23 protein-coding genes and 1 pseudogene are annotated in these 24,737 nt (G+C 56.4%); 4 read left to right on the top strand and 20 right to left on the bottom strand.

Going from position 1 to position 24,737, the window contains the following annotated elements; genetic code table 11:
• Positions 1 to 8: 8 nt before the first annotated feature.
• Both ABD76_RS14425 and ABD76_RS14420 read right to left on the bottom strand, forming a co-directional pair.
• Positions 9 to 1,220: an endonuclease Q family protein gene (locus ABD76_RS14425; RefSeq protein ID WP_197257925.1), complete on the bottom strand. Its 1,212-nt coding sequence runs from the start codon at positions 1,218 to 1,220 to the stop codon at positions 9 to 11.
• Positions 1,208 to 1,795, bottom strand: a complete 588-nt coding sequence (locus tag ABD76_RS14420; RefSeq protein ID WP_197257923.1) for an NUDIX hydrolase — start codon at positions 1,793 to 1,795, stop codon at positions 1,208 to 1,210. The genes ABD76_RS14425 and ABD76_RS14420 overlap by 13 nt, the downstream gene beginning before the upstream one ends.
• 152 nt (positions 1,796 to 1,947) lie before the next feature.
• Here ABD76_RS14420 and ABD76_RS14415 point away from each other — a divergent pair, with 152 nt between their 5' ends.
• Positions 1,948 to 2,097, top strand: coding sequence for a hypothetical protein (locus ABD76_RS14415; RefSeq protein WP_158000447.1), 150 nt, complete (start codon positions 1,948 to 1,950; stop codon positions 2,095 to 2,097).
• A gap of 90 nt (positions 2,098 to 2,187) precedes the next feature.
• Here ABD76_RS14415 and ABD76_RS14410 read toward each other — a convergent pair whose 3' ends face one another.
• From ABD76_RS14410 to ABD76_RS14375, 8 genes are all read right to left on the bottom strand, one after another.
• Positions 2,188 to 3,261 (bottom strand): mannonate dehydratase, encoded by a 1,074-nt coding sequence (locus tag ABD76_RS14410; RefSeq protein WP_197257921.1) that lies wholly within the window; start codon positions 3,259 to 3,261, stop codon positions 2,188 to 2,190.
• Complete coding sequence (locus ABD76_RS14405) at positions 3,227 to 4,360, bottom strand: Gfo/Idh/MocA family protein (protein ID WP_197257919.1); 1,134 nt, start codon at positions 4,358 to 4,360, stop codon at positions 3,227 to 3,229. The genes ABD76_RS14410 and ABD76_RS14405 overlap by 35 nt, the downstream gene beginning before the upstream one ends.
• Positions 4,357 to 5,244: a sugar phosphate isomerase/epimerase family protein gene (locus ABD76_RS14400; protein ID WP_197257917.1), complete on the bottom strand. Its 888-nt coding sequence runs from the start codon at positions 5,242 to 5,244 to the stop codon at positions 4,357 to 4,359. Before ABD76_RS14400 ends, ABD76_RS14405 begins: the two co-directional genes overlap by 4 nt.
• 72 nt (positions 5,245 to 5,316) lie before the next feature.
• Entirely contained in the window at positions 5,317 to 6,087 is a 771-nt protein-coding gene (locus ABD76_RS14395) for an SDR family oxidoreductase (protein ID WP_197257915.1), read from the bottom strand.
• Positions 6,088 to 6,108: 21 nt separating this feature from the next.
• Positions 6,109 to 7,377: a glucuronate isomerase gene (locus ABD76_RS14390; protein WP_197257913.1), complete on the bottom strand. Its 1,269-nt coding sequence runs from the start codon at positions 7,375 to 7,377 to the stop codon at positions 6,109 to 6,111.
• 81 nt (positions 7,378 to 7,458) lie between these two features.
• Entirely contained in the window at positions 7,459 to 8,634 is a 1,176-nt protein-coding gene (locus ABD76_RS14385) for a Gfo/Idh/MocA family protein (protein ID WP_197257911.1), read from the bottom strand.
• 223 nt (positions 8,635 to 8,857) lie between these two features.
• Entirely contained in the window at positions 8,858 to 9,712 is an 855-nt protein-coding gene (locus ABD76_RS14380) for a helix-turn-helix transcriptional regulator (protein ID WP_197257909.1), read from the bottom strand.
• Between the two features lie 120 nt (positions 9,713 to 9,832).
• The gene (locus ABD76_RS14375) at positions 9,833 to 10,963 is read right to left on the bottom strand and encodes a M20/M25/M40 family metallo-hydrolase (protein WP_197257907.1); all 1,131 of its coding nucleotides are present in this window, start codon (positions 10,961 to 10,963) and stop codon (positions 9,833 to 9,835) included.
• 89 nt (positions 10,964 to 11,052) lie between these two features.
• Here ABD76_RS14375 and prli42 point away from each other — a divergent pair, with 89 nt between their 5' ends.
• Positions 11,053 to 11,154, top strand: coding sequence for a stressosome-associated protein Prli42 (prli42, locus tag ABD76_RS14370; RefSeq protein WP_087442602.1), 102 nt, complete (start codon positions 11,053 to 11,055; stop codon positions 11,152 to 11,154).
• A gap of 144 nt (positions 11,155 to 11,298) precedes the next feature.
• On the opposite strand, the gene lipB is transcribed toward prli42, so the two are convergent.
• The 5 genes from lipB to lpdA all read right to left on the bottom strand — a co-directional run bounded on the left by lipB (position 11,299) and on the right by lpdA (position 17,129).
• On the bottom strand, positions 11,299 to 12,027 hold the full coding sequence (gene lipB / locus ABD76_RS14365) for a lipoyl(octanoyl) transferase LipB (protein ID WP_197257905.1): 729 nt from the start codon (positions 12,025 to 12,027) through the stop codon (positions 11,299 to 11,301).
• Between the two features lie 61 nt (positions 12,028 to 12,088).
• Positions 12,089 to 13,456 (bottom strand): dihydrolipoamide acetyltransferase family protein, encoded by a 1,368-nt coding sequence (locus ABD76_RS14360; RefSeq protein ID WP_197257903.1) that lies wholly within the window; start codon positions 13,454 to 13,456, stop codon positions 12,089 to 12,091.
• Positions 13,457 to 13,558: 102 nt separating this feature from the next.
• Positions 13,559 to 14,542 carry an alpha-ketoacid dehydrogenase subunit beta gene (locus ABD76_RS14355; protein ID WP_197257901.1) on the bottom strand — a complete coding sequence of 328 codons (984 nt, stop codon included), beginning with the start codon at positions 14,540 to 14,542 and terminating at the stop codon, positions 13,559 to 13,561.
• Entirely contained in the window at positions 14,533 to 15,564 is a 1,032-nt protein-coding gene (locus tag ABD76_RS14350; RefSeq protein WP_197257899.1) for a thiamine pyrophosphate-dependent dehydrogenase E1 component subunit alpha, read from the bottom strand. Before ABD76_RS14350 ends, ABD76_RS14355 begins: the two co-directional genes overlap by 10 nt.
• Before the next feature lie 137 nt (positions 15,565 to 15,701).
• Entirely contained in the window at positions 15,702 to 17,129 is a 1,428-nt protein-coding gene (gene lpdA, locus ABD76_RS14345; protein ID WP_197257897.1) for a dihydrolipoyl dehydrogenase, read from the bottom strand.
• Between the two features lie 182 nt (positions 17,130 to 17,311).
• Between lpdA and ABD76_RS14340 the strand changes: the two genes are divergently transcribed.
• Positions 17,312 to 17,680 carry a DUF2627 domain-containing protein gene (locus ABD76_RS14340; RefSeq protein ID WP_197257895.1) on the top strand — a complete coding sequence of 123 codons (369 nt, stop codon included), beginning with the start codon at positions 17,312 to 17,314 and terminating at the stop codon, positions 17,678 to 17,680.
• 55 nt (positions 17,681 to 17,735) lie between these two features.
• Here ABD76_RS14340 and ABD76_RS14335 read toward each other — a convergent pair whose 3' ends face one another.
• Positions 17,736 to 19,238 (bottom strand): VanZ family protein, encoded by a 1,503-nt coding sequence (locus ABD76_RS14335; RefSeq protein WP_197257893.1) that lies wholly within the window; start codon positions 19,236 to 19,238, stop codon positions 17,736 to 17,738.
• Between the two features lie 322 nt (positions 19,239 to 19,560).
• Here ABD76_RS14335 and ABD76_RS14330 point away from each other — a divergent pair, with 322 nt between their 5' ends.
• Positions 19,561 to 20,172, top strand: a complete 612-nt coding sequence (locus tag ABD76_RS14330) for a DJ-1/PfpI family protein (RefSeq protein WP_197257891.1) — start codon at positions 19,561 to 19,563, stop codon at positions 20,170 to 20,172.
• 477 nt (positions 20,173 to 20,649) lie between these two features.
• Here the strand turns inward: ABD76_RS14330 and ABD76_RS14325 are convergent.
• The 4 genes and pseudogenes from ABD76_RS14325 to spo0A form a co-directional block, all read right to left on the bottom strand.
• Positions 20,650 to 21,264 (bottom strand): annotated as a pseudogene (locus tag ABD76_RS14325) (serine hydrolase domain-containing protein); the annotation flags it as partial.
• Between the two features lie 92 nt (positions 21,265 to 21,356).
• Entirely contained in the window at positions 21,357 to 22,181 is an 825-nt protein-coding gene (locus tag ABD76_RS14320; RefSeq protein ID WP_197257887.1) for a MerR family transcriptional regulator, read from the bottom strand.
• 258 nt (positions 22,182 to 22,439) lie between these two features.
• Complete coding sequence (locus ABD76_RS14315) at positions 22,440 to 23,420, bottom strand: NERD domain-containing protein (protein ID WP_197257885.1); 981 nt, start codon at positions 23,418 to 23,420, stop codon at positions 22,440 to 22,442.
• Positions 23,421 to 23,847: 427 nt separating this feature from the next.
• Complete coding sequence (spo0A, locus tag ABD76_RS14310) at positions 23,848 to 24,666, bottom strand: sporulation transcription factor Spo0A (protein ID WP_197257883.1); 819 nt, start codon at positions 24,664 to 24,666, stop codon at positions 23,848 to 23,850.
• Positions 24,667 to 24,737 lie beyond the last annotated feature (71 nt).

Below are 24,737 nucleotides of genomic sequence, written 5' to 3'. Positions count from 1 at the left end.
CTTCGCCGTTAAGCGAGGACTTTGCCGTAAGTTCCTCCCCCGCCGCTCGCCAACACCAATTCTCCGCTTCGCGCCTTGACGATATATTCCGCCGTCTTCTCGCCGACCGTCTCCGCGAGCTGCTCGGGGGTCGCCTGATGCAGCACCGCCATCTCGGTGCCGAACCGATCAAGCAGCTTGTTCAGCGTGCGGGGCCCGACGCCAGGAATGAACTCCAGCGGAACCTGCATAATATACGGCGGCCGATGTCCGGGAACCTGGCTGCAATCCCGATCCGAGATGGCGTGAATGCGGTCGAGCACGCCCTGCACCATTTTGCCGCTGCCGCAGGCGGGGCATACGGCGGGAGGCTGCGCCGTCTCGGGCACGGCTCCGCAATCCGCGCAGCGCGAGCGATGATACTTGCCCAGGCTCGGATTCAGCCCGTAATTGGCATTGACGCAGCGGCCGTCCCGGTTCTGAAGCGCCAACGCCCACTCCTTGAAGCTGGGCTCGGCAACCGTCAATTGGTTGTACTCCCGGGCAATCTTGCGCAGCGAATGGGCATCCGAATTCGTCAGCAGCGGATACCGGTCCAATTCGGAGATGAGACCGGCCATCTCGGTGTCGGCGCTAAGGCCCAGCTCCACTGCATCGATAAGCTCCATGTCCAGCACATCCGCCATGCGCTCGGAACAGTTGCCGTAGATGCTCTTGAACGGCGTGAAGACATGCGCCGGAATGAATATGCCGCCGTGCGCCGCCGTCTGCTCCTGCAGGGCCCGTGCCGAGACGTATACCCGCTGGGAGGACAGATTCATGTTGGTCACGTAAGGCGACAGCCAGGCCGAGAAATGGCGCATCGCATCGAAGCTGGGAAGATAGCATAGCACATGCGCCATCCCGAGGCCTTCCGCCCGAATTTCAAGCTCGGCGCCAAGGAGCAGCGTCGTGTTCCGGTAGCGGATGCCGCCGTCGGCCAGCTCCTCCATCTCTCCACTCTCCAGCAAGGCGGCAATATCCTCCTGTACGCCCGGCGCGTGCGCGTCGATAATCCCAATCAGCTGCAAGCCCTTGCGCTCCGACGCTTCCTTCGCGATCGCTTCGAACGTCAGATCCCGGCTTGCGCTCATCTTGCACGGTGCGCCGCGGGACGTGCTGCCGATATGGATATGGAAATCTCCGAAGACGCGCATGCCGGTGAACTTCGAGCCATCCACGGGCGTGATTATACCGGCCATGAGCCCGTCATCTCGTATATTTTCCATGCATAAAGCGCTTGTATGGTCTTCGCATCGCCGATTCGGCCCTGGCGCATCGCTTCGAACGCTTCGTCCATCGTCAGCGCGCTCACCTCGAGGAACTCGTCCTCGTCCGGCTTCATCGTGCCTTCTTCCAATTCCTCCGCCGCATACAGATAGATAATCTCGTCCGCGAACCCGGGAGAGGTCGAGAACGCCCCCAGCGGAATCAAGGAAGCCGCCCGGCAGCCCGTCTCCTCCTCCAGCTCCCGCTTGGCCGCATCCTCCGGACGCTCGCCCGCGTCCAGCTTGCCTGCCGGAATCTCGACCTGCGTCCGCTCGAGCGGCTTGCGGTACTGCTCGACGACGAGCATGCGCCCGTCCTTGATCGCCAGCACCGCGACCGCGCCCGGATGGCGGACAATTTCGCGAGTTGCTTTTGTCCCATCGGGTAAAGTAACAGTAACGACCTGAAGATCGATAATTTTTCCTTCGAAAATGGTGGACGTATCGACCGTCACTTCTTCGAGCGACGGGCGTTTTTTGCCTTGATTGACATCATCGTGCACGCTCATCTCGTGGCCACTCCCTTATTCCAAATGGTTGGCTCGTCCTTCCGGAGCCGTCCGGCACCGGAGCGAGCCATCGCTATGCATACATAATTCCGGTCGATGCAACATACCCATTATACCAAAACGGCTCGTCCGAACGAAATGAGGGTACTGACATGAAACAATATTATTCCAAGCAGGATATGCTGTTCGTAGGAAAAAGCTATGAAATTCGCGCCGAGCTGAGAAGGCTCATGATTCGGGAAGGACGCACCGCCACGTTGTCCATGACGCTCCAAAAGCAGCAGAGCCGGGCCAAAAAGTAGAGGCGCATTGCGTTGCGGCCGGCCCGGGCTTGCCGCAAACCCAAAAAGGGTACGGTCCAAGGCGTTCATGGCCTTATCCGTACCCTTGTCTTACTTGGCGGGATGATGCGCCCGCCCCGCTTCCGAGCACTTCGTCACCGCTTCCCAAATGCCGTTCAAGTAGACGGCGCCGAGCGCCCGATCATACAGCCCGTAGCCGGGACGCCCCTGTTCTCCCCAGATCATGCGTCCGTGATCCGAGCGCAGCGGGCCGGTGTAGCCGATGTCCGCCAGCGCGCGCATCACCGCGGTCATGTCGACGGATCCGGCGGAGGACAGATGGGCCGTTTCCTGGAACGAGCGGTGTCCGGTCACCCGCACGTTGCGCGCGTGAACGAAATGAATCCGCCCCGCGCTGCCGAATTGCCGGATCATATGCGGCAAATCATTGGCCGGATCGGAGCCGAGCGAGCCGGTGCAGAAGCATATGCCGTGGGCGGGATGAACGAACAGCGACAAATAGCGGGCGAACTGCTCCTCGCGGCCCAGGATTCGCGGCAAGCCGAATATCGGCCAAGGCGGATCGTCCGGATGGACCGCCATCCGCATCCCCAGCTTCGCCGCCTCCGGCATGACCCGCTGCACGAAATAAGCGATGTTCTCCCAATACTGCTCCTCCCCGATCGAACGGTACCGTTCGAACAGACGTCCGACTTCCCCGTCAAGATAGCTCGTGTCCCACCCGGGAAGGCGCAGCGTTCCGTCCGCCGGATCCATCCGTTGAATGACGTCATCCTCATAGATAAGCGTCGTGGAGCCGTCCGGCAGGACATGATCAAGCTTCGATCGGGTCCAATCGAACACCGGCATGACGTTGTAGCATACCGTCCGGATGCCTTCCGCCGCCAGATTCCGAAGCGTCGCGATGTAATTGTCGATATGCCGGTCCCGCCCGGCCAGCGCCAGCTTGATATCTTCATGCACCGGGACGCTTTCGATCACGGCGAGCCGCAAGCCGTGTGCCTCCACCGTATCCTTCAGGCCGCGAATTCGTTCGCGGCTCCACACTTCGCCGACCGGAACGTCATAGACGGCCGAGACGATGCCCCGCATCCCCGGAATCTGGCGAATATAGTCAAGCCGGACCGGGTCATCCGCGCCGTACCAGCGGAACGTTAATTCCAAGTTCTCCGCCTCCTTTTTCGAATGGATTCGGAATGACGACTGCATTCGCCTGCGCCGTCAGCGCCAGCTCGGCCGCCTTGAACGCATGCCGCTGCGTCATGGCCCGCTCCGTGCGATGAATGCAATCGGTAATCAGCTCCCCGAAGAAGGGGAATCCGACCTTGCCGGACACCGGAATATAGCGTTCGCCCTCATGGTTGACGAGATAAACATGATCCGGCGTGTTGGAACGGGCGACATCGATATATTTGCGCAGCTCGATATAACCGTCCGTTCCAAGGATGACGGTGCGTCCGTCCCCCCATGTGCCGAGTCCGTCCGGCGTGAACCAGTCGACGCGGAAATAATTGGTGGCGCCGTTGTCTCCCAGCAGCATGGCGTCTCCGAAGTCCTCGAGCTCCGGATATTCGGGATGCGCGTAATTCGCCACTTTGCTGTGCAGCACTTGCGCATCGCGGCAGCCCGCATAGTACAGAAATTGCTCGGCCTGATGACTGCCGATGTCGCATAATATCCCGCCGTAGCGCTCCTTCTCGAAAAACCAGGCCGGACGCTGCTGCGCCTGCAGCCGATGCGGTCCCGTTCCCATCACCTGGAGCACTCTGCCGATGGCGCCATCCTGAATCAACTGCCCGGCATACACCGCGCTTTCCGAATGCAGCCGTTCGCTGTAGTAGACCATATACTTCCGCTTCGTCCCGGCCACGGTGCGGCGCGCCGCTTCCAACTGCCCGAACGACGTGAACGGCGTCTTGTCCGTAAAGTAATCTTTGCCGTGCTCCATCGCCCGGAGCCCGAGCGCGCACCGGTCCGCCGGGACGGCTGCCGCGGCGATCAGCCGCACCTCGGGATCCTCCAAGACCTCCGCCTCCGAACGGGCTGCCCGCACCCCGGGATAGCGGGCCTGGAACGCCTCCACCTTGGCGGGGTCGGGATCGTAGACCCATTTCAAGCTCGCTCCCGCTTCCAACAGGCCGTTGCACATGCCGTAAATATGCCCATGCTCCAGCGCCATCGCCGCAAACACGAATTCCCCCGGCCCGCATACCGGGTTCGGCTTGCCTTCCGGAGCGTAACGCATGCCGTCAGCGCGGTTCATCGCGAGCTCCCCCCGGCGCTTCCGGCTTCCTGACGGGCTGCGGCGCCATGCGCAAGCTCCTTCATCAGGGAGACAAAGCCGCGCAGCATGTCGCCTGAGGAATGGACGCCGCTGAAGTCTTCCACCCCGCAATAGCCGTCGTAGCCGACAGCGGTCAAGTCCTCCATCACCTGCTGCCAGCGGACGAATCCCCGCTCCAGCGGCGACCATTCCAGCTTCGGGCCGTTATTTTCCCGCGCTGCCGCGACATCCGCATTTTTGACATGGACATGCGCCAGGTACGGCCCCAGCATTTCCAGGCCCATGCGGTGGTTCTCATACCCCTCGAACGCCATATTGCCCGGGTCGAACAGCACGCCGATATGCTCCGGGTCGAAGGAAGACGCGATCCGGTATGCCGCGCTTGCGCTTGGCGCGATCGTCATATGATGCGTCTCGATCAGCCCCCGGATGCCGTACTGCTTCAGCAGCGGCACAAGCTTCGCCACATATTCCATCTGCTCGTCATACAGCTCGTTGTAAGGCCGGCTCCGGTTATAGCCATGGACGCCGATCCGCATCATCGGCGCGCCCAGCGTCCGGGCCATGCGCATTACTTCTTCCGCCGCCTCCATATCTCCGACCTTCAAGTAGGGCATGACGGCGGCGCTGTCGAGGCCATGCTCGCGCATCTGCTCGCGCAGGCCCTGAAGCACTTCCGGGGAGGTTCCGGGCTCGATGGTGCACCGATTATTGCCCCAGAAGGATGGCGGCTGGCTCTTCGCTTCCGCCGGCCTCGGGGCGCAGCGCCATTCGATTCCGTGAAGCCCGGCAGCGGCTGCTTCCGGAATGACTTGTTCCACCGACAGATCGGGAACGGCTACGGTAAAGACAGACCATTTCATAGATGCGTCCTCCTTTATACAGAGACAGTTATTTAAGGTTCAGTGACAGTTGTTTAAAGGGCTTGCGGTCCTCTAAATCGTCATCGCTCCGAAGCCTCCATCGACGCGGATCAATGCGCCGGTCACAAAGCCCGAAGCCCGCTCGGACGCCAGCCAGACGGCAGTCCCTTGCAGCTCCTCGGGGCTGCCGAACCTTCCCATCGGCGTATGCCGCATAATCGCTTCCACCCGCTCCGGGGACAGAATCGCCCGGTTCTGCTCCGCCGGGAAGAAGCCGGGGATGATCGCGTTGACCCTGACGCCGTGCGGAGCGAACTCCCGGGCCAAATATTTGGTCATGCTGTTCAGGGCCGCCTTCGACATGGAGTAGGAAAACACGCGGGATAACGGCGGATCCGAGGAGACGGAGGAGATAAGAATAACGGAGCCTCCGCTGCCGCCTTCGATCATGGACTTCCCGAAATGCTGGCACATCCGGATGGCGCCCTTCACATTGACGTTCATAATATGATCCCACTCTTCCATCTCCAGCTCGAAAAACGGCGTCGCGCTGTTCACTCCAGGGCAGTACAGCAGTACATCGGCTTTTCCGCAGCGCTGCATCACTTCGGCGTGAACGCGCTCGATATCGCGCTCGTCCGTCATATCGCCCAGGAACGCCTCGGCGTCCCCTCCCGCCGCGGCCAGCCGCTTAACCACTTCGGCGGCGGCATCCGGGTTGCGCCCGATGATGGCGACCTTAGCGCCATGCGCGGCCAGCGCCTCGGCCATCGCTCGGCCCAGCGTGCTCGTTCCTCCGGCAATGACCGCTGTCTTGCCGTGCAAATCAAACCACTGCGACATATTCAACCTCCTTGCCCATCCTCAAGCTCCGGCCGGCGCGATGCCGGCGAACGTCCGGAATTGACGGTTGAACCATTCATCCGCATCCCGTTCCATCTCATCCCGCGATACCTTCCATCCGGCCCGTGCGAGGCGGATATACTGGTGGGCCAGCACTTCGGCAATCGTGCTGCGCGAATAGTCCCATTTCGTAATCAACTGCTCCAGCACCCGGCAATCCGAATGCTGCGGAATGAAGGAGGTGCCAAGCAGCTCGGTCCGCATCCGGGTCATCTCCGCGATCATCGATTCGGTATGCAGGAACCACCAGCAGCCGAAAGGGAGCAGATTGCGAAATTTACGGGCCAGCACCGCCAGTTCGTGCTGATTCTCGCGGGCGAGCAGGGTTACCATGAACCGCTGGGACGGATGGCGGACAAGCAGCCGCTCCAGCATGCCGACGTCGGTCCGCTCCCCGCGGTCTCCCGCCAGCCGCAAGGCCGGATTGACCTGGCGCTTGACGCCAATCATGAGCGCCAGCGGCAGGTTCAGCTCCTGACAGACGGGGATAACCGCCTCGTCCAGCATGCGGCTGCGCCATCCGTGATCCGGGTACCGGAACGTTCCGGGCAAGGAAGCGGCAATATAGACCGCCTTCATCCGCACCGCCCATTCCTTCAGGAACCGTCTCGCTTCGCGGACATTTTGCTCGCCGCCCGGCCCGTCCCATTCCGCCGTCGCCGCAAAGCCTTCCGCCTGCAGCTTCGGACAGGCCGATTCCCAGTCCAGCAGCAAGGAATCGATCCGAAGCGCCGCCAGGAACCGGGAATCCCGCACGCCGCCGCTGTGCCAGACCGCACGCTCCAACGGATCGAACGGGTCGTTGGTCATCACGACCTGCTTCACATTCGCCAAGCGGAAAATATGATCGATATGCCCCGATAATCTGACCGTCGCCCACGCTTCCCGCAGCGCCTCGATGCTGCGGCTTGCGATTGGCATGCCGAGCCGCTGGCATATGCCGACGACCGCGATCGCCGCTTCGTTGACGGGAGAACGTTCGACGAATAAGGTCTGGAACACGTGATTCGCCTGCCGCTCCTTGCTCCACCCCCAGAACGTTTCCTCCGGAACGGAGGAATGCCGGAACATTTCCGCAATCAGATAATGGTAAGTCAACAGCTCGTCGATCCCCCAGAGCAGCAGGGGACCGAAGTTCTCCGCATACAGATGGGTATGCATATCGGTGACGGCGCACTGCTTCACGACCTCGTGCGCCATCTGCCGAATCGCCTGTTCTTCCTGGTTCATCGCAGTCAACCTCCTTCTCCCTGTTTTTCAGCCGCCGTAACCGGTTCCGCCTGCCCCAGCCTGCTGACCGGCTGCCGGCGGCTACGAGCCGAATGAACGGCTCATATCCGCCGGAGCCCGCGCCTCTTCCGGCGCATCGGGCGAATAACGGGACTGGGCAATCCGTTTCTGCAGCTCCGCATGGAACCGCTCCTCATCCAGCGGGAACGTCACCCAGTCGTCCGTCCAGGTCGACAGCAGCATCGCATTCGACAGCGTCAGGCCGTGGATGCCTTCCTCGCCCGGCGCAAGCAGCGGCGCCCCTGTCCGGATGGCGTCGGTCCAATTCTGAATAATGAAGCGGTGCTCGCCGCCCTGTCCATGGACCGGGATGTCGCATTTCCAGCATTCAGGCTGACCGAACATGCCGTCATATTCCCGGTTGAACTCCGGCTCCGGCACCCTCAGCCGCCAAAACGTCAGCTTTCCGTGCTCAATAACGACCTTGCCCCGATCCCCGGTGATCTCGAAGCGGTTCGTGCCCGGCGCCTCGCCGGTCGTCGTGACGAATACGCCGCTCGCTCCATTTTCATATTCCACATAAGCGGTAACATCGTCCTCGACCTCGATGTCCCGGTAATGCCCGAAGCGGCAAAACGCCCGCATCCGCTTCGGCACAAGGCCGGTCGTCCACTGCCACAGATCTAGCTGGTGCGGATCCTGATTGATGAGCACGCCGCCGCCTTCGCCCGCCCAGGTCGCGCGCCAGCCGCCTGAATTGTAGTAGCTCTGCGGCCGGTACCAGTTCGTAATAATCCAGTTCGTCCGCCGAATCTCGCCCAGCTCTCCCGATTGAATGAGATCGCGGAGCTTCTGATAGATCGGCTGGCTGCGCTGATTGTACATAATGCCGAACACTTTGCCGCTTCGCGCCGCCCGCTCGTTCATCTCCCGGACCTGCTTCGTATAGACCCCGGCCGGCTTTTCGATCAGGACATGCAGCCCATGCCCGAAGGCGTTGATCGCCGATTGCGGGTGATGGTAATGAGGGGTCGCGATCAGTACGGCATCAATTTTCCCGGAAGCCAGCATCTCCTCCTCTGTCGAATAAAACGGGATATGCTCCCCCAATTCGGACTTCGCCCACTCCCGGCGGCCGGGAACGCTGTCGCAGACAGCAGCCAATACCGCCCCGATTATCTCGCCGCGCGCGATGCACTTCGCATGCGCGCTCCCCATATTTCCTAATCCGATAACGCCGATTCGTACGGTATCCACTCGCGTTTCCTCCTTAACTGACGAATAATGAGCTGGAACGCAGCCGGAACGGTTGCATTTGTACGTAGCGTATCACAAGACGGGCTGACTGCGCTTTCATCGGATTAAGCGTTTCCGGGACGCATTTAACTGTGGTTGGCATTCGGAAGAACGAGCAGCCGCATCCGCCGGAAAAAACCTTGCCTTGTTCCGTCCGTTCAGCCAAAAAAAGCTTCCGGTCAGGTTACCCTGACTCGGAAGCTTGAAGCTGCTTGCGGTATTGATCCGGCGAACACCCGACCATTTGCTTGAACAGGCGGGAGAAATGCGATAGATGCTTGAACCCCGCCCGCATCGCCACCTCGGTTACCGACCAATCCGGTTCGGTTAAAAACCAAATCTTCGCCTGATTGATGCGGCGGTGGTACAGATACGTAAAGACCGTGGTACCGGTCACTTCTTTGAACACTTTGCTGAGATAATGCTTGTTCATATGCAGGCGGCTGGCGATGTCCTCCAGCGTAATCTCCTCTTGATAGCAGCCTTCGATGACCTGTATCGCTTCCTGCACCCGGATCTCGGGCTCACCTTCCGCCGACCGTTCCGCTAGCGGCTCCTGGCACCAATCATAGATACAGTACAGCAATTCGAGAAATGCAAGGCGCTGCCGCTGAATGCCGACGAAGTCCCCGCGTTCCCCCATCAGGCTCATGCGGCCGAGCAGCCGCATCGCTTCGTCGACCTGGCCTTCGGACAGCCGCAAGCGGGCGTACTTCAAGGACCGGAACGGGCGCAGCAGCTCCCGCGCGGCATCGCCTGCCGCATGGATCGCCTCTACATAGCGCGGATCGAAGTGAATGATGGAGCGAATATACGGATAACGGGTGTCAATATTCGGCCGGTGCAGCGTCAAGCCGTGCATCAAAATCAAATCTCCCCGCTGAAGGAGATAGATCTGATCGCCGATCAAATAATGAACATGGCCGGAATGGAACAGATAGATCTCATAATTGGCATGAGAATGGAAATACGGCGTCTCGTAAGGCGCCGTATTGCGATATTGAAAATCGAACATCGAGGAATGATGAATGAAGGACAATCGTCTCTCCTCCTTCAGGTGGCCGGGAGCGGCCCGAAGCCTGCCTAACCAGCGCGGCACGGATCGATCCCGGCGCGGTCCGCACGTACAGGCTTCCATCGAACCGCCCGGCCCGGCCGCTTACGCCTTCGCCGCTTCTTCGATCAAGGCTACGACCAGTTCGCTCGTGCGTACCAGATCGGACACGTGAATGCGTTCGCTCGTCGTATGAATATCTTCATAGCCTACGGCCAGATTGACCGTCGGCACGCCCATGCCGTTAAAGATATTGGCGTCGCTGCCGCCGCCGGAATGGAACAGACGGGAGACGGATCCGATTCGCTCGATGGCGCGCTGCGCCAGCTTCACGACCTCATCCTTTTCCGTGAAATTGAACGCCGGATAGACGATCTCGCTCTTGAATTCCGCGCGGGCGCCGTATTCGGCTGCCGCGCTCTCCAGGGCTTCCTTCATCTTCTTCACCTGGGCTTCGACCTTGCTCTGCACGATGCTGCGCGCTTCGGCGTCCAGCTTCACATAGTCGCAGACGATATTCGTGGCGCCGCCGCCCTCGAAGCGGCCGATGTTGGCCGTCGTCTCGTGATCGATGCGTCCCAGCGGCATGCGCGCAATCGCCTTGCTGGCAACCTGAATCGCGCTGATGCCATCCTCCGGATTCACGCCGGCATGGGCCGACTTCCCGAAAATCTCCATCGAAATCTTCGCTTGCGTCGGCGCCGCCACCGCGATAGCGCCGACCTCTCCGTTCGAGTCGAGCGCGTAGCCGAGATCGGCTTGCAGATGATCGGCCGACATGGCGCGGGCGCCGACGAGTCCCGATTCTTCGCCGACCGTAATCACGAATTGAACCTGGCCATGCGGGCGATTCGTCTCCGTGATGACGCGAATGGCTTCGAACATGGCCGCCAGACCGGCCTTGTCGTCCGATCCGAGAATCGTGGTGCCATCGCTGCGTATGTATCCGTCGTCTCCGAGCTGCGGACGGATGCCGTTGCCTGGCTTTACGGTATCCATATGGGAAGTGAAGAACAGGCGGGTGCTGCCTTCCTGTCCCGGCGTTGCCGGCCAGTTCACGATCAGGTTGCCTGCCCCATGCCCCGTCGTCTGAGCCGTATCGTCCTCGGTCACCTGCAGACCGAGCGCTTCGAACTGCTGCTTGAGCACGTCGCAGATCGCGCGCTCGTTTTTCGTCTCGCTGTCCACCTGCACCAATTCCATGAAATGCTTCACTACTCTATCCTGTTGAACCATATTCGCTTTCCTCCTGACGAATTGTTCGTTACAATAGGGGTAATGATCTGAAATTCAGCGTTCGCTGAAGAAAGGAGCTTACCCGTTACATGCAATCCAAAAAGTGGTTCAAAATCATCGTCTATCTGATGCTGGCGGCCATGCTCGTATCCACCGCGCTCGTGCTGATCGAGCCATTGTTGTACGGCTGACAGCCCGCATCCGGAATGGGAGGGACAAGCTGTTCCCCGCAGGACGCCTGCCCTCCCGCTATTCCCGCGCGCCTTTGTTCCGCCGCTCCGTACATGGCCTTTCCGCCTATGCAGAGGCGGGAACCCCTGCGGCTGAAACCGCTGCTATCTGCTCAACGCTTCCAATGGCTCGACGATCGCCTGATCGTACTCCAGCACCTCGGCCAAGTAAGGCAGCAGCAGCCTGCCGACGTCCTCTACCGTAAATTCCATGCCTGTGCAGTCCTCCAGGGAAGTGACTCCATACTCGCTGATTCCGCATGGCACAATGCCGCTGAAGCCGCCTGCCTGGATGCCGCTCTTGACGTTCAGGGCGAAGCCGTGGCTCGTCACGAAGCCCCGGTGCCGGCGGCATTTATTGAACTTGACGCCGATAGCCGCCAGCTTCACGTCGCCGACCCAGACGCCCGTATATTCCGGCTTGCGGCTTCCTGTGATCCCGAACGAAGCGAGGAGCCGAATGATCGCTTCCTCCAGGGAACGCAAGTAGCCGTGAAGGTCGATCCGCTTCCCTTCGAGCAGCAGAAGCGGATAGCCGACAAGCTGCCCCGGACCGTGGTAAGTGATATCCCCGCCGCGGTCAATCTGATAGACGGCGATGCCTCGCTCCTTCAATTGCTCGGGAGAGAGGAGCAAATGCTCCGGATGCCGCTGCGATCCGATCGTATAGGTCGGCGGATGCTCCAGCAGCAGCAGCGTATCGTCGCGCTCGCCGCTATCGACCTGCTTCACGATGCTTTTTTGCAGCTCCCACGCTTCGCCGTAGTCGGTGAAGCCCAGATGATGAACACGAAGTCTTCTCCCGCCTTGTGCAGATTCTGCCGTTCCATTCATCCTGATATCGCCTTCTTCTATAAAAAGTCTTCTCTCGTTCCGCTCATGCCGCGTTTATCTCTCAATACACTTTCGTATCGAGCGTGTAACCTTCCAAATTCTCCTTCACCCGCTGCAGGAAACGCCCGCAAATGACGCCGTCCAAAATGCGGTGATCCAGCGACAAGCACATGTTCGCCATCGAGCGGACCGCGATCATGTCGTTGATGACGACCGGCTTCTTGACGATCGACTCGAACGTCAGAATCGCCGCCTGCGGGTAGTTGATAATCGGGTAGGACAGAATCGAGCCGAACGAGCCCGTATTGTTCACGGTGAAGGTTCCGCCCTGCATATCATCGGGTCTGAGACGTCCTTCTCGCGTTTTGCGCGCCAGCTCGTCGATTTCCCGGGCGAGGCCCGCAATGTTCTTCTGATCCGCGTGCTTGATGACCGGCGTCAGCACCGAGTCCTCCGTGCCGACCGCCAGCGACAGGTTAATGTCCCGCTTGACGATAATCTTGTCGACGGCCCAGACCGAGTTCATGATCGGGTAATCCTTGATCGCGTTGACGACCGCCTTCAGCACGAACGCGAGATAGGTCAGGTTGAAGCCTTCCTTGCGCATAAATTCGTCCTTGACCTTGTTGCGCAGCAGCACGAGATTCGTCACGTCGACTTCAATCATCGTCCACGCATGCGGAATCTCGGAGACGCTTTGCCGCATCCGGCTGGCGATCGTATGGCGGATGGGCGTCACGTCAATGAACGTCTCCCCGCGGCCGGCCTCCTCTACTTCGATGGTTGGTATGCGCGGCGAATCCGCCAGATGGAGCCCTGAATGGCGCACCGGCACTTGAGCCGCATCCGGCAGTGCATCCGATGAAGCCGCCGAGGCTGCCGTGCCGGACGGAGCCGACGGCTCTGCTTGGCGAGGCGTCTGCGCGCCCGCACCGGCTCCTCCAGCAGAGGCGGAAGCGCCCGACTCGACGGCGGCCAGCACGTCCTTCCGCGTAATCCGGCCGCCTAAGCCGGAACCCTTCAAGCGGGTCAAATCGACGCCATGCTCGTACGCCAGGCGTTGGACGGCAGGCGAGTAGCGCCCGCTCATATCTTGCCCGGCGGAAGCTGGCGCCTGGCCGCCGCCCTGCGCGGCGGATGGCTTGTTCGCCTGTCCCGCGTCCGCCGGAACGGCGGAGCCTTCCGTGCGGACGCGGCAGATGACGGCGCCGACGGCGACGGTCTCGCCCTCTTGCGCGATAATCTGTTCCATGACGCCCGCTTCGGTAGCCGGCAATTCGGCGACGACTTTATCGGTAATGACTTCACAGATAGGCTCATAGGCCTCGAACGAATCCCCGGGCTGCATCAGCCATTTGCCGATCGTGGCCTGCACGAGCGATTCGGCCAACTGCGGCATGGTGATTTCTTTCCCATTAACATCAGACATTGAATCTCACTCCCGTTCTTGACAACCGGCCGGATCCGGCGAATTTGCGCTGGCGTGCATGAGCGCATGCCGGCGTTCCGCCAGTCCGGCCGCTTCCCGTCCTTAGAACAACGCCAGCTCGCGCATGGCATCCTTGACCTTATCCTTGTTCAGCATAAAGAATTTCTCCAGCGGAGGGCTGTACGGGCCCGCCGGAATATCCGGGCCGCACAATCTCTTGATCGGCGCGTCCAGATCGAACAGCAGCTCTTCCGCAATAATGGCGGAGACCTCCGCGCCGACGCCTCCCGACTTGTTGTCTTCATGAATGATCAACACTTTGCCCGTCTTCGCCGCCGCTTCGAGAATCGCTTCCCGATCCAGCGGCTGAATCGTGCGCAGATCAAGAATATGCGCGCTGATTCCTTCCTTGGCCAGTTCATCCGCAGCCTGCATCGCCATATGGACCGGCAGGCTGTAAGAGATGACGGTAATATCGCTTCCTTCCCTCACGACATTCGCTTTTCCGATGGGAACGACATAATCGCCTTCCGGCACTTCCCCGCTAATCATGCGGTAACATTTTTTATTTTCGAAGTATAATACCGGATCCGGGTCGCGAATGGCCGCGATGAGCAGTCCCTTCGCGTCATAAGGCGTAGCCGGAGCGACGATCTTCAAGCCGGGAGTTCCGAAAAAGACCGATTCGGGACATTGCGAATGGTACAGTCCGCCGGCCACTCCGCCGCCGATCGGAGCGCGAATGACAACCGGACAGGACCAGTCATTGTTGGAGCGGTAGCGGATTCTCGCCGCTTCGCTGATGATCTGGTTCGTAGCCGGGAACATGAAGTCCGAGTACTGCATTTCCGCGATCGGCTTCATCCCGACCATCGCGGCGCCGATCGCGACGCCCGCGATTGCGGATTCGGCCAGCGGCGTATCGAGCGAGCGCATTTCGCCGAATTGCTCATACAGCCCCTTCGTCGTCGTGAACACGCCGCCCTTGACGCCGACATCCTCGCCCAGCACAAATACGTCGGCATCCCGTTCCATCTCTTCCTTCATTGCCGTTCGTATTGCGTCAATATAATCGATTACCGCCATGTGCCAGCTTCCTCCTCCGCATAGACGTGCCGCAGCGCCTCTTCGCCAGCCGGGAAGGCCGCCTGCTCGGCGTAGGCGAGCTCGCGATCCATCAACGATTTGATGTCCGCGGCGAGCTTCGCGTCCTCTTCCTCCGACCAGAGGCCGCATTCCATCAAATACGCCTTATAACGAGGCAGCGCGTCATTCTTCCAGTTCTTCTCCACTTCTTCCTTCGTCCGGTAGACCATATCGTTGTCCGAAGTCGAATGCGGAGTCAGCCGGTACATGACCGCTTCGATAAGGGTAGGACCTTCGCCCCGAAGCGCCCGATCGCGCGCCTCCTTGACGGCGCGGTACACCTCCAGCACGTCGCAGCCGTCGATGCGCACGCCCGGGAAGCCGTAGCCCAATGCCCGATCGCTGATGCGGCCCGCCACCTGCTTGTCCAGGGGAACGGAGATAGCATACTGGTTGTTCTCCACCATCACGATCATCGGCAGCTTATGCACGCCCGCGAAGTTGCAGCCCTCGTGGAAATCCCCCTGGTTGCTCGAGCCGTCGCCCAGCGTGACGAAGGAGACCGCTTCTTCGTTGCGCATCTTCGCCGCCAGCGCAATGCCTACGGCATGCGGAACTTGCGTCGCCACCGGACTCGATCCGGTTACGATGCGAAGACGCTTGCTGCCGAAATGGCCCGGCAGCTGCCGGCCGCCGCTGTTCGGATCCTCGGCCTTGGCAAAAATGGCCAGCATCAATTCTCGTATCGTCATACCGACGGACAGGACGAAGCCGTAATCGCGGTAGTAGGGCAAAAAATAGTCTTTTTCTTTATCCAATGCAAATGCCGCGCCGATCTGGGCAGCTTCCTGACCGATGCCGGACACGTGAAAATTGATTTTTCCCGCCCGCTGCAGCAGCAGCGCCCGTTCATCATACATGCGGGCAAGCCGCATCTTCCGGTACATGTCAATCGCCTGTTCATCCGAGAGCCCGAGGGACTCATGCCTCGTCTTCTGACGAGTATTCGCTTCCGGCGTCATGAAGCAGACCTCCTTCTACATTCAAGTCTGTCGCGAGTATAATACCTGGTACTAAGACTTGACTCTAAACATATTATACTCTCATCGTTCTGAAAAAGAAAACGTCAGCTATGGTCAAGCTTCCGCGCCCGGATGTGTCAGATATGAATCGCTTTGCCTTCTATGCCAAGCATCGCTTCGGTCATTATCTCGGAAAGCGACGGATGCGGCCGGTTCACCTGCCCCATCTCCCATGCGGTCGCGTTCAGCAGCATGGCTGCCGAAGCTTCCCCGATCAGCTCGGTCGCATGCGGCCCGACAATATGGACGCCGAGCAGATCGCGGGACCGTGCATCCGCAATCACCTTCGCGAACCCTTCCGGCTCTCCGTGCACCAATGACTTGCCGACCGCATGCAGCGGCACGCGGCTTACCTTCACGTCATGGCCGGCGGCTCTCGCTTCACGCTCCGTCCAGCCGATCGAGGCCGCTTCCGGACGCGAGTAGATCGCGCGCGGAATGTTCCGCGAGTCATAACCAACCGACGTATCGCCGCATAGATGGCGCACGGCGGTCAGCCCTTCGGCCGCCGCGGCATGGGCGAGCTGCAGGCCGCCGATCACGTCGCCAATCGCATAAATATGGGACTCGTTCGTCTGCATCCACTCGTTGACGCGGATGAACCCTTCCTCCGTCTCCAGGCCGACATTTTCCAAACCGATATTCTCGATATTGGCCTGTCTTCCTATAGATACGAGCAGCTTGTCCGCTTTTATGCTTACGCTCTCCCCGTTTTCTTCAAGGATGAGATGAACTTCTCCCCGCTCTTCATCTTTATGTATTGCCTCCGGCTGAAGCGCCGCCTTCGTATGGAAGCGGACGCCCCGCTTCGCCAATTGCCGCTGGAGCTCGCGCGCCGTATCTTCCTCTTCCATCGGGACAATCCGTTCTCCCGCTTCGATCACATCGACCTCCACGCCGAAGTCGGTCAGCATCGATGCCCATTCGACGCCGATGACGCCGCCTCCCAAAATGGCGACGCGCTCCGGAAGCCGCTCCCATTCGAGCGCCTGATCCGTCGTAACGATGAGTTCTCCGTCGGCTTCCAGTCCCGGCAGCATCCGCGGACGGGATCCGGTCGCGATAATGAGATGCTTCGGCACAATCGTATCGGCCTCCTTGTCCGGGTACTCGACCGCCACCGAGCCGCTCTTCGGCGAAAAAATCGACGGCCCCATGACCCGCCCGGTGCCGTAAATCACTTCAATCGCATGCTTCCGCATCAGCAGCGAGACCCCTTGATGCAGCTTCTCGACGACGTCCCGCTTGCGGGCCTGGACACGGTCGAAGCGAAGCTTCACGCCCTCGACCTCGATGCCGTAGGCCGAGCCGTTCACCGCCTCCCGATACACTTCCGCGCTGCGCAGCAGCGCCTTGCTCGGAATGCACCCGCGGTGCAGGCAGGTTCCGCCCAGCTTCTCCCGTTCAATGACGACGACCGATTTGCCGGCTTGCGCCGCGGCGATGGCCGCGATATACCCGCCCGTTCCTCCGCCCAAAATGGCTACATCGACTTGCTTTGTCATACCAAGCACTCCTTTATCGTCCGAATCCAATGGTTCTATTGTACTCCCTTTTTCCGGCGCCGCCAAACCTGAATCTGTCAGGCGCCCGCGTTCCAGGGCGCGATCCGAATAGACAATCCCCCGTTTTCCAGGTAAGATGAAATGTAGGTAATAATGAACATATTCCGACAGGTGATCAATTCATGAGACAGGATACGCATGTGATAACCCGCTTTATTGCCATATTGCTGCTCGTCATTCCGGGCCTGCTAGCGACCTTCGGCTTTCTGACGATGAAGAACGTCATCTTCGATTACATCGCCGACCATGGGAATGACTGCCTCGCCGCTCCATCCTTCGGCTGGCTTCCTTTCCTTGGAGGCTTCGCCATGTTCGCCATCGGAGTCGCCTTTATCGGCGGCTGGGTATTCTACCGCGACCGCAAGCGGAATTATGTCGCTCCCCGCTTCCGCAAAAAGAAGGGTCCGCGGCCGGCCTCGTTCAAGCCGATGATCCAGCAGCAGGCCGATGCCCGCGACAATTCATCTTCCGACCCGCCTGCCTCTTCATAGCACAAAACGGTCTCCCCGCCCTTCCGGACGGTCGGAGACCGTTTTTGCTTTTCCTCTATTTATCATCGGACCGGTCTTGATTCAGCTTGGCGCGAAGCCGCGCCAATTCCTTCTCTACCTGCTCCTGCCGGCTCCATTCCTTCGCTTCGCCTTCGGCTGCCGCCTCTTCCCGCTGCGCCCCTCCATCGGGCTCGCCCGAGTCAGCATCCCGAGGCGCCGCGCGTTCTTCGGATGACTGCTCCTTCTCCGGCTCCGCCACGGCATCCGCCCGAATGATCAACTGCGATCCGTCCTGGAACTCCATCGTGCGGCAAACGGGCGGATTCTCTTCCGCATCCTCCTTCGTCTCCTTCGGGTCAGCCGTTCCCGCGTAAGGCAGCATGCGCTCCGGGATCGTGATGACGTTGCGGGTGCCGCTTATTTTCTCATAAAAAAGACGCTTATCCCGGCGGAAAATATGCAGCAGCACATGCAGGCCGACGAATGCATTGAAGACGAGCCATAAAATGATGACGATCGGCGCGAAGCCGCCCAGTTCGACGAGATAGCCGGAATTCAGCACGTAGAAAAACACATAATTGATCCCGCCAATGCCGAAATACAGCAAGCCGTACCGGATGAGCAGACCTTTGAAAGAAAGTTTGTTCGTCCGCACCGGATCCGCCGCCAAGCGGTCCTCGATCAGATGAATGCGCGTCACCCATTTGCCAAATGTCTTCCCTTCCGTCCACAGCGGCATCAGCATGAAATAAACAAAAATCGTGGCCGCCAGCACCCATCCGTTGGACTGCAAATAATTCAGGAAGCGATCCACGTCATTGCCGTTGGCCGCGACCATAAATATGGCGATAATCCAGTAAATAAAGCCGATGCACAAATAGTCGAGCCACAGCGCGATGGCCCGGCGAATGAAGCCGACCGGCCTGCGCGTCAGATCCACGTCCGCATCCAGTTGGCTGCTGTGCGGCAGGAAATACGTAATCAAGGGAGCCAGCAAAAATCCAAGCATCCCGCCGACCGTATTGAGAAGCAAATCATCGACATCGAACAGCCGGTATGGGCATGCATACAGCCCGTACAAGCCCGTGCGCTGCGTCGTCTCGAAGAAGAGGGACACGATAAAGGCAATGAGCGTCGTCCCGAGGAACGATTTCCGGAAATAATAACGCAAATATACCCCGAGCGGCAGCGTTAGAGCGACGTTGAAGGCCGCCTGCCAAAATGCCCGCTCCCCTAATATCTGCACATAGGTCGAAGGCTGTGACCAGACGACATTCGTCTCCTTCATAATGTCACGGATGAATGTAAATGGAATCCACTGCGAAAATACCCCGCTGCCGCCAGGCACGCAGTTGTCGCGATTGGCCGGCAGCGGCAGAATGACGAGATAGTATGCGGAAATAAAATACAGCAGCATCGAGTACAGCACCACTGACCGTACCTTATTCACATAGCCGTATTTGCGGTACTGCACGATTAAAAACGGGAGCGTCAGAAAAAACGCCGCGATCGGAAACGTAATCAACGCGATTTTGATCGGAAATAAATAAGCATTCATCGTTGCTGGCTACCCCTTTATTGCACAGTCATGTTTTGTATGTATATAGCGGATGGCTGCCGCACACGGAAGTCTTATTTTCGACGCAGACGTATACGGCTATTCCTTCAACGCTCGTCTATTTTACCGTATTTCGCCGAATTCTCCAATAAAAATCGTGCAGCGCACATCCCATCCCGGCGAACCGGATTGATTTCCAAAACCTGGCCATTCAAAATTTATTCTTATTTTATAGCCCTTTATCGTCATGCTTTTCCGTGAACAGCCTGATAAAATGGCAGCATGCAACAGCCAAATGGGATAAAGGAGGAATCAAAGAGCCGTGATTCATGTAGGAATTTTGCTGTATAACGACGTAGAGGTACTTGATTTTGCAGGGCCATTTGAAGTATTCGCCGTAACGGAGCATTCGACTAACCCTGCAGCCAGACCTTTTCTCGTCCAAACCGTGTCAGAAGACGGCAAGCTGGTAATCGCGCGGAACGGCTTGAAAGTACAGCCCGATTACAGCTATGACAATGCGCCTCGCTTCGATATTCTCATCGTGCCCGGCGGACCGGGAAGCCGGACGGAAATGTACAACAAGACGACGACTCAATGGGTGAAGAGCCGCATGGATGAAGTAAACATCATGGCCTCCGTCTGCACCGGAGCCTTAATCTTGGCCGAAGCCGGATTGCTCGACGGCAAGACCGTAACCACCCATTGTAATTCCTACGATCGCTTGGAAAAGGACTACCCTAACCTGACGGTAAAGCGGGACGTGAAATATGTCGATGAAGGCAATATCGTCACATCCCGCGGCATCTCGGCGGGCATCAATATGTCCTTCCATCTCGTCAGCCGGCTGCTGGACCGGGACGTTGCCGAACGCACGGCCAAAAGAATGGAATATGACATCGATTTATCGAATGAGCCGGAAAAAACATCGTAAAGCAGCTCTAACTTGATGAGGTTAAAACAGAGACATGCCAGAATCACCCCTGCTCATCGCTCGCATTGAAATGGGGTCAACACCGCACGACTTTTGGATTTCGGTTACATAATGGAAAAAGCCCCCGGCGGGATATTCCGCTTGTGGGGCTTTGCCTTCACAGCATGCTTATATTCATGAAGCGCAACTCCCTGGAGGCCAAATAAGGTCATCCCCCCTCACCTTATTCGCACTCTCCCCATCAGTCAGGACAGACGCATATGGGTTTATCCCGCCTTATAATCATTCTCCCCATGCTTCAGGAGCGCAGATACGTATGAGAGGCGACGAATATCAGTTAAATCCCGTATTATTCAACAGGGCCTTTTTCGTATGACTTGCGGTCGGTTACGCCAAGATACGATTTCAATCCATCTTGAAGTATTCGCGAGAAATTAACATTCGCCTCTTCCGCAGCGTCGTTAAGTGATTATATATTTAATCCAGTACAGCCGGAATAATGCCTTCCTTAATCAGTGTCCAACGATCACGCGGATTCATGCTGAATTCGGATGCAATGGCAACGACCAGTTCCTTTTCCGGAATGCAGCAAATGACATTACCGCCATCGCCTAGTGCCGAGTAGGCAAAAACTCCGTCCTCTTCGCGCAACCACCATAGATAACCGTAATGATTGGGGTTCATCTCCGTTGACTGGTCAATCCATGTCCCGGAAATCACCTGATGATGGTCCCACATGCCACGGTTCAGATACAAAACGCCAAACCGTGCCATATCCCGGGGAGTTAACGTAAGTCCCCACCCTCCCGTGGAGTTGCCATGAGGATCCGTAACCCATCCTTTCACGTTTTTCCCGAATAAGTCGTCAAAGCCGAATGATTTCATTTCGAAATTCGGGATTTCTCTCATGCCGATCGGCTTAAATAAACGCTCGTTGGCAAACTCGCGGGCGCTTTTTCCTGTGCTGCGAGTGATAATGGCTGACAGCAGGTGCGCCCCGGCGGTAGAATATTTGAAAGCTCCGATACTCCCTTTTTGGCCCAGCATATCCAGTGTGTACTTTACCCAATCGGGCTGCATGCACAGCTTGTCAGCGTCCATTTCCAAAGCTGCAAGGTCTGCGGCTTGCCATTCTGTCGTTGGCCAGTAACTTCTTTGCATGATAGGTACCTCTCTACAAGACGTTATTTTTTCTTTACAGGAAAATATACCTCGGTAACGATGTCTTCAGGAACGGCCGCTTGATTGGGGTCGGTTATATACACTTCATAGGGTGACTTCACCAATTCATAGCCTTCATTTTCTATCCATTCCCTCAGTCTGGCATATACCGATGTCAATTCGGAATATGAACCGTGCAGCACAGATTTCGCACAGAGGCCTCCGGGCACATGCCTCGTTCCCTTTACCGCTTCCGCTACCGGGATGGCAAACTCTGTGTCGTTGCCGGCCGGATTGTATTCCGGGCTGTGATAAATCGTCATCGGCGCACCAAGCAGGGTGAGTGTTTCAGTAGCAATCTTTGCATAGAGCACGCTAAAATACGTTCCATAGCCTGCAGCATAATCATCACTGCTCATCAACTGCCGGATAGAAAGGATATTCATTGGCGGCGTTTCAACAAGCTGCACCTCTATATGGTCAAGATGTGCCATCATTGGCATGCCCTTCTCCAAATTCGAAATATCACGGTTCATTTGATTTAGGGCATACGCGAAAGCATCTATCTTTTCCTGTACTTCCCTTCGCTTGCGGTTCAGGGCAGGACGAAGCTTCTCTTCGGATTGATCCTCTTCCCAATCCAAAATGTCTTTAATTTCTTCCAGAGAAAAATAATAAGATTTCAAACGGTTAATCAGGGGCATCTTTTTGAGCTGCTTGATCGAATAATACCGATAACCGTTTTCCGGATTAATCTCATCAGGATGGATGAGTCCGATCTCATCATAATAGCGAAGCGTTTTTGTAGACACGCCACATATCTTTGAGAATTCTCCAATCGATAACACGAGGTCACCTCCATTCTTCGATTTTTACGGACGAAATATTTTACATATCAATCTTTGTTCCATTTCACTGTACGCTTTACCCTACGGGCAAAGTAAACGACAAAATAAAAAAAGTTAAGTCAGGCCCTCTTCGGAAGACATTGCAAAGACTCATAAAAATGCACCCCCTAGAATTCATCGGACCTAGGGGGTCCAATGTCTACTCTAAGAAGTGCATTTGATCAACTTCGGGTTCTTTAATACGCGATTATTATTTTATCATCCATTGAATATACCTAGAATCGCAGCGCCGTATTTCTCCATTTTCGCTTTTCCAAAGCCTTTAACAGCGAGTAATTCTTCCTCTGTTCTTGGATATTTAGCTATCATATCTTCCATCTCATTATTATTGAAGATGTAGTATGCCTTGATGTTCTCTGCTCTTGAAGTTTGGAGTCTATATGTTGTTAATTCCTCACGGAGCTGAGCTTCATCCTTTTTTTGAAAATCATCATTTGCAAGCTGATACTTCTCGACTAAATCTATATTCAATGGTGTGTTCAACTTGACTAGCAAATTTGCAATATTATACAGGTCCTTTTCAGGTAAGCTATATGTATTTGCTTTATCATTCAGATATCTTCCCAGTGTTACTTTGATTTGGTCGTATTTGATGATGGATTTTTCTATTTCTTCAGGGCATCTATACTTGTTGATTATGGTTTTGGGATTAGCCATTACGACGAGCGATAAGATTGGCATATTATTAATTTTCAGTTCTTTTGCCAAAACATATTTGATGATATCGATGTGCCTCGCATTTTGAGTAATAGGACTATAAATTCCCTCTTTGTATTCTTTTCCAAACCTATTCTTCAATGTTCTTACAAAGTTACCATCCTGGTCGATAGTGATATTCCCGCTTAACTTCTTGGTTTCTAAAATACATGTGAACTTATTGGAAATGACGACGAAATCAAGCTGAGCAACATAATCTTCATACACTACCCTAACATCATGTAAACATAATATGGGCAGGAACGAATTTTTTAGTTCGAAGTAAACATTATTTTCACCATCAAGTCCATATTTAAGATATTTAATATCCCTCTCAATGTTATCTTTCTTTTCCCCATCTACAACCTTAGTAAGGAGTTCATTAAGGGCGGACAGTTGATGATTATCTTTTGAAAAGTCCTTGATGAAAATCGGGTTTTGGATTGTCCTTTTTTGTCCGAATAATTGTTTGAAAATAGACATGTACAATTCCCCTTGACAATTTTGTTATTTAATTAGGAGATTAGTAGAAGCGTCGGGACTGGATAGTAAGATTATACCATAGACCCACTTAATTTGGTTAGCATTTCTATATTACATAAGCCTGAGGTACTATATTTTCCTCACTTTTCGATCAAAGCCATCTTTGGAGAAAAATAGTGAAACCGAAGCTTTTTCATTACCCATTACGTGCGGGTATTAAGGGAACCAACCTGAGTTATTTGGATTGGCTGGGGACTAAAAACAACAAAATACCACTCCTTTATTGGTTTGTAGGAACCCAATAAACAAGTGGTATTTGTTGTAGCTATCCATTAAATATTTGCTAAATCAAATCAGCCATTTTCGGATAGTTATGGCCATTCCTGCCATAGGCCTTGGCATGGTATAACTCACACCGCTAATCCTTTCACGACACCTTATGCTCAATCCGCAGCTTATCTGCGACCATCGCGATGAACTCGCTGTTCGTCGGCTTCGACTTGCTGATATTGATGGTGTAGCCGAACAGGCGGCTGATGCTGTCGATGTTGCCGCGGGTCCAGGCCACCTCGATGGCATGGCGAATCGCGCGCTCGACGCGGCTCGGCGTCGTTTTGTATTTCTCGGCAATGGCCGGATAGAGCGTTTTCGTGATCGAGCCGAGAATTTCGATGTTGTTATACACCATCGTAATCGCTTCGCGCAAGTACTGATATCCTTTAATATGCGCCGGAACGCCGATTTCATGTATGATGGACGTAATATTTGCATCCAAATTCTTGGTCTTGCCCAATTGGACGACATTCGACTTGGAGGAGGTCATGTAGCTGCCGGCACTGGAGCTGCCGACGGACGGAGTCGAAGCGACGCCAGCCAACTGCCGGATGCGGTTCGCCAGGATATCCATGTCGAACGGCTTCAGGATATAATAGGACGCGCCGAGCTGCACGGCACGCTGCGTAATGCTCTCCTGGCCGAATGCGGTCAGCATGATGATCTTCGGTTGCGGGGACAGATTCATACTGCGTAAACGTTCTAACACGCCCAGACCGTCCAGGTGAGGCATAATAATATCGAGAATGAGCACATCAGGCACCGCTCTCGTCTGTTCCAGGAATTGAAGCACCTCTTCGCCATTGTAGGCGACACCGGTGACAACCATGTCTTCCTGTTCTGATAAAAAATCAGCTAATAAGTTCGTGAATTCTCGGTTGTCATCCGCTAACAGTATTTCGATCTTTTGCAACTTCTGATCCTCCCTTGTCAAAGTTTAGCATTCCCGAGCATTGATGTCGTTGGCTTTCCTCTACAAGAATA

It is taken from the genome of Paenibacillus dendritiformis (assembly GCF_015845845.1).
Lineage (GTDB): Bacteria > Bacillota > Bacilli > Paenibacillales > Paenibacillaceae > Paenibacillus_B > Paenibacillus_B dendritiformis_C.
This window is presented reverse-complemented; position numbering and strand designations above follow the sequence as displayed.

Coding starts and splice junctions, on each gene's coding strand:
- ABD76_RS14400 (WP_197257917.1), bottom strand. CDS start 5,244: ATGAAATGGTCTGTCTTTACCGTAGCCGTTCCCGATCTGTCGGTGGAA.
- ABD76_RS14390 (WP_197257913.1), bottom strand. CDS start 7,377: ATGAACCAGGAAGAACAGGCGATTCGGCAGATGGCGCACGAGGTCGTG.
- prli42 (WP_087442602.1), top strand. CDS start 11,053: ATGCAATCCAAAAAGTGGTTCAAAATCATCGTCTATCTGATGCTGGCG.
- ABD76_RS14315 (WP_197257885.1), bottom strand. CDS start 23,420: ATGTCTATTTTCAAACAATTATTCGGACAAAAAAGGACAATCCAAAAC.
- ABD76_RS14425 (WP_197257925.1), bottom strand. CDS start 1,220: ATGGCCGGTATAATCACGCCCGTGGATGGCTCGAAGTTCACCGGCATG.
- ABD76_RS14355 (WP_197257901.1), bottom strand. CDS start 14,542: ATGGCGGTAATCGATTATATTGACGCAATACGAACGGCAATGAAGGAA.
- ABD76_RS14395 (WP_197257915.1), bottom strand. CDS start 6,087: ATGTCGCAGTGGTTTGATTTGCACGGCAAGACAGCGGTCATTGCCGGA.
- lpdA (WP_197257897.1), bottom strand. CDS start 17,129: ATGACAAAGCAAGTCGATGTAGCCATTTTGGGCGGAGGAACGGGCGGG.
- ABD76_RS14340 (WP_197257895.1), top strand. CDS start 17,312: ATGAGACAGGATACGCATGTGATAACCCGCTTTATTGCCATATTGCTG.
- ABD76_RS14360 (WP_197257903.1), bottom strand. CDS start 13,456: ATGTCTGATGTTAATGGGAAAGAAATCACCATGCCGCAGTTGGCCGAA.
- ABD76_RS14335 (WP_197257893.1), bottom strand. CDS start 19,238: ATGAATGCTTATTTATTTCCGATCAAAATCGCGTTGATTACGTTTCCG.
- ABD76_RS14350 (WP_197257899.1), bottom strand. CDS start 15,564: ATGACGCCGGAAGCGAATACTCGTCAGAAGACGAGGCATGAGTCCCTC.
- ABD76_RS14415 (WP_158000447.1), top strand. CDS start 1,948: ATGAAACAATATTATTCCAAGCAGGATATGCTGTTCGTAGGAAAAAGC.
- lipB (WP_197257905.1), bottom strand. CDS start 12,027: ATGAATGGAACGGCAGAATCTGCACAAGGCGGGAGAAGACTTCGTGTT.
- ABD76_RS14405 (WP_197257919.1), bottom strand. CDS start 4,360: ATGAACCGCGCTGACGGCATGCGTTACGCTCCGGAAGGCAAGCCGAAC.
- ABD76_RS14375 (WP_197257907.1), bottom strand. CDS start 10,963: ATGGTTCAACAGGATAGAGTAGTGAAGCATTTCATGGAATTGGTGCAG.
- ABD76_RS14420 (WP_197257923.1), bottom strand. CDS start 1,795: ATGAGCGTGCACGATGATGTCAATCAAGGCAAAAAACGCCCGTCGCTC.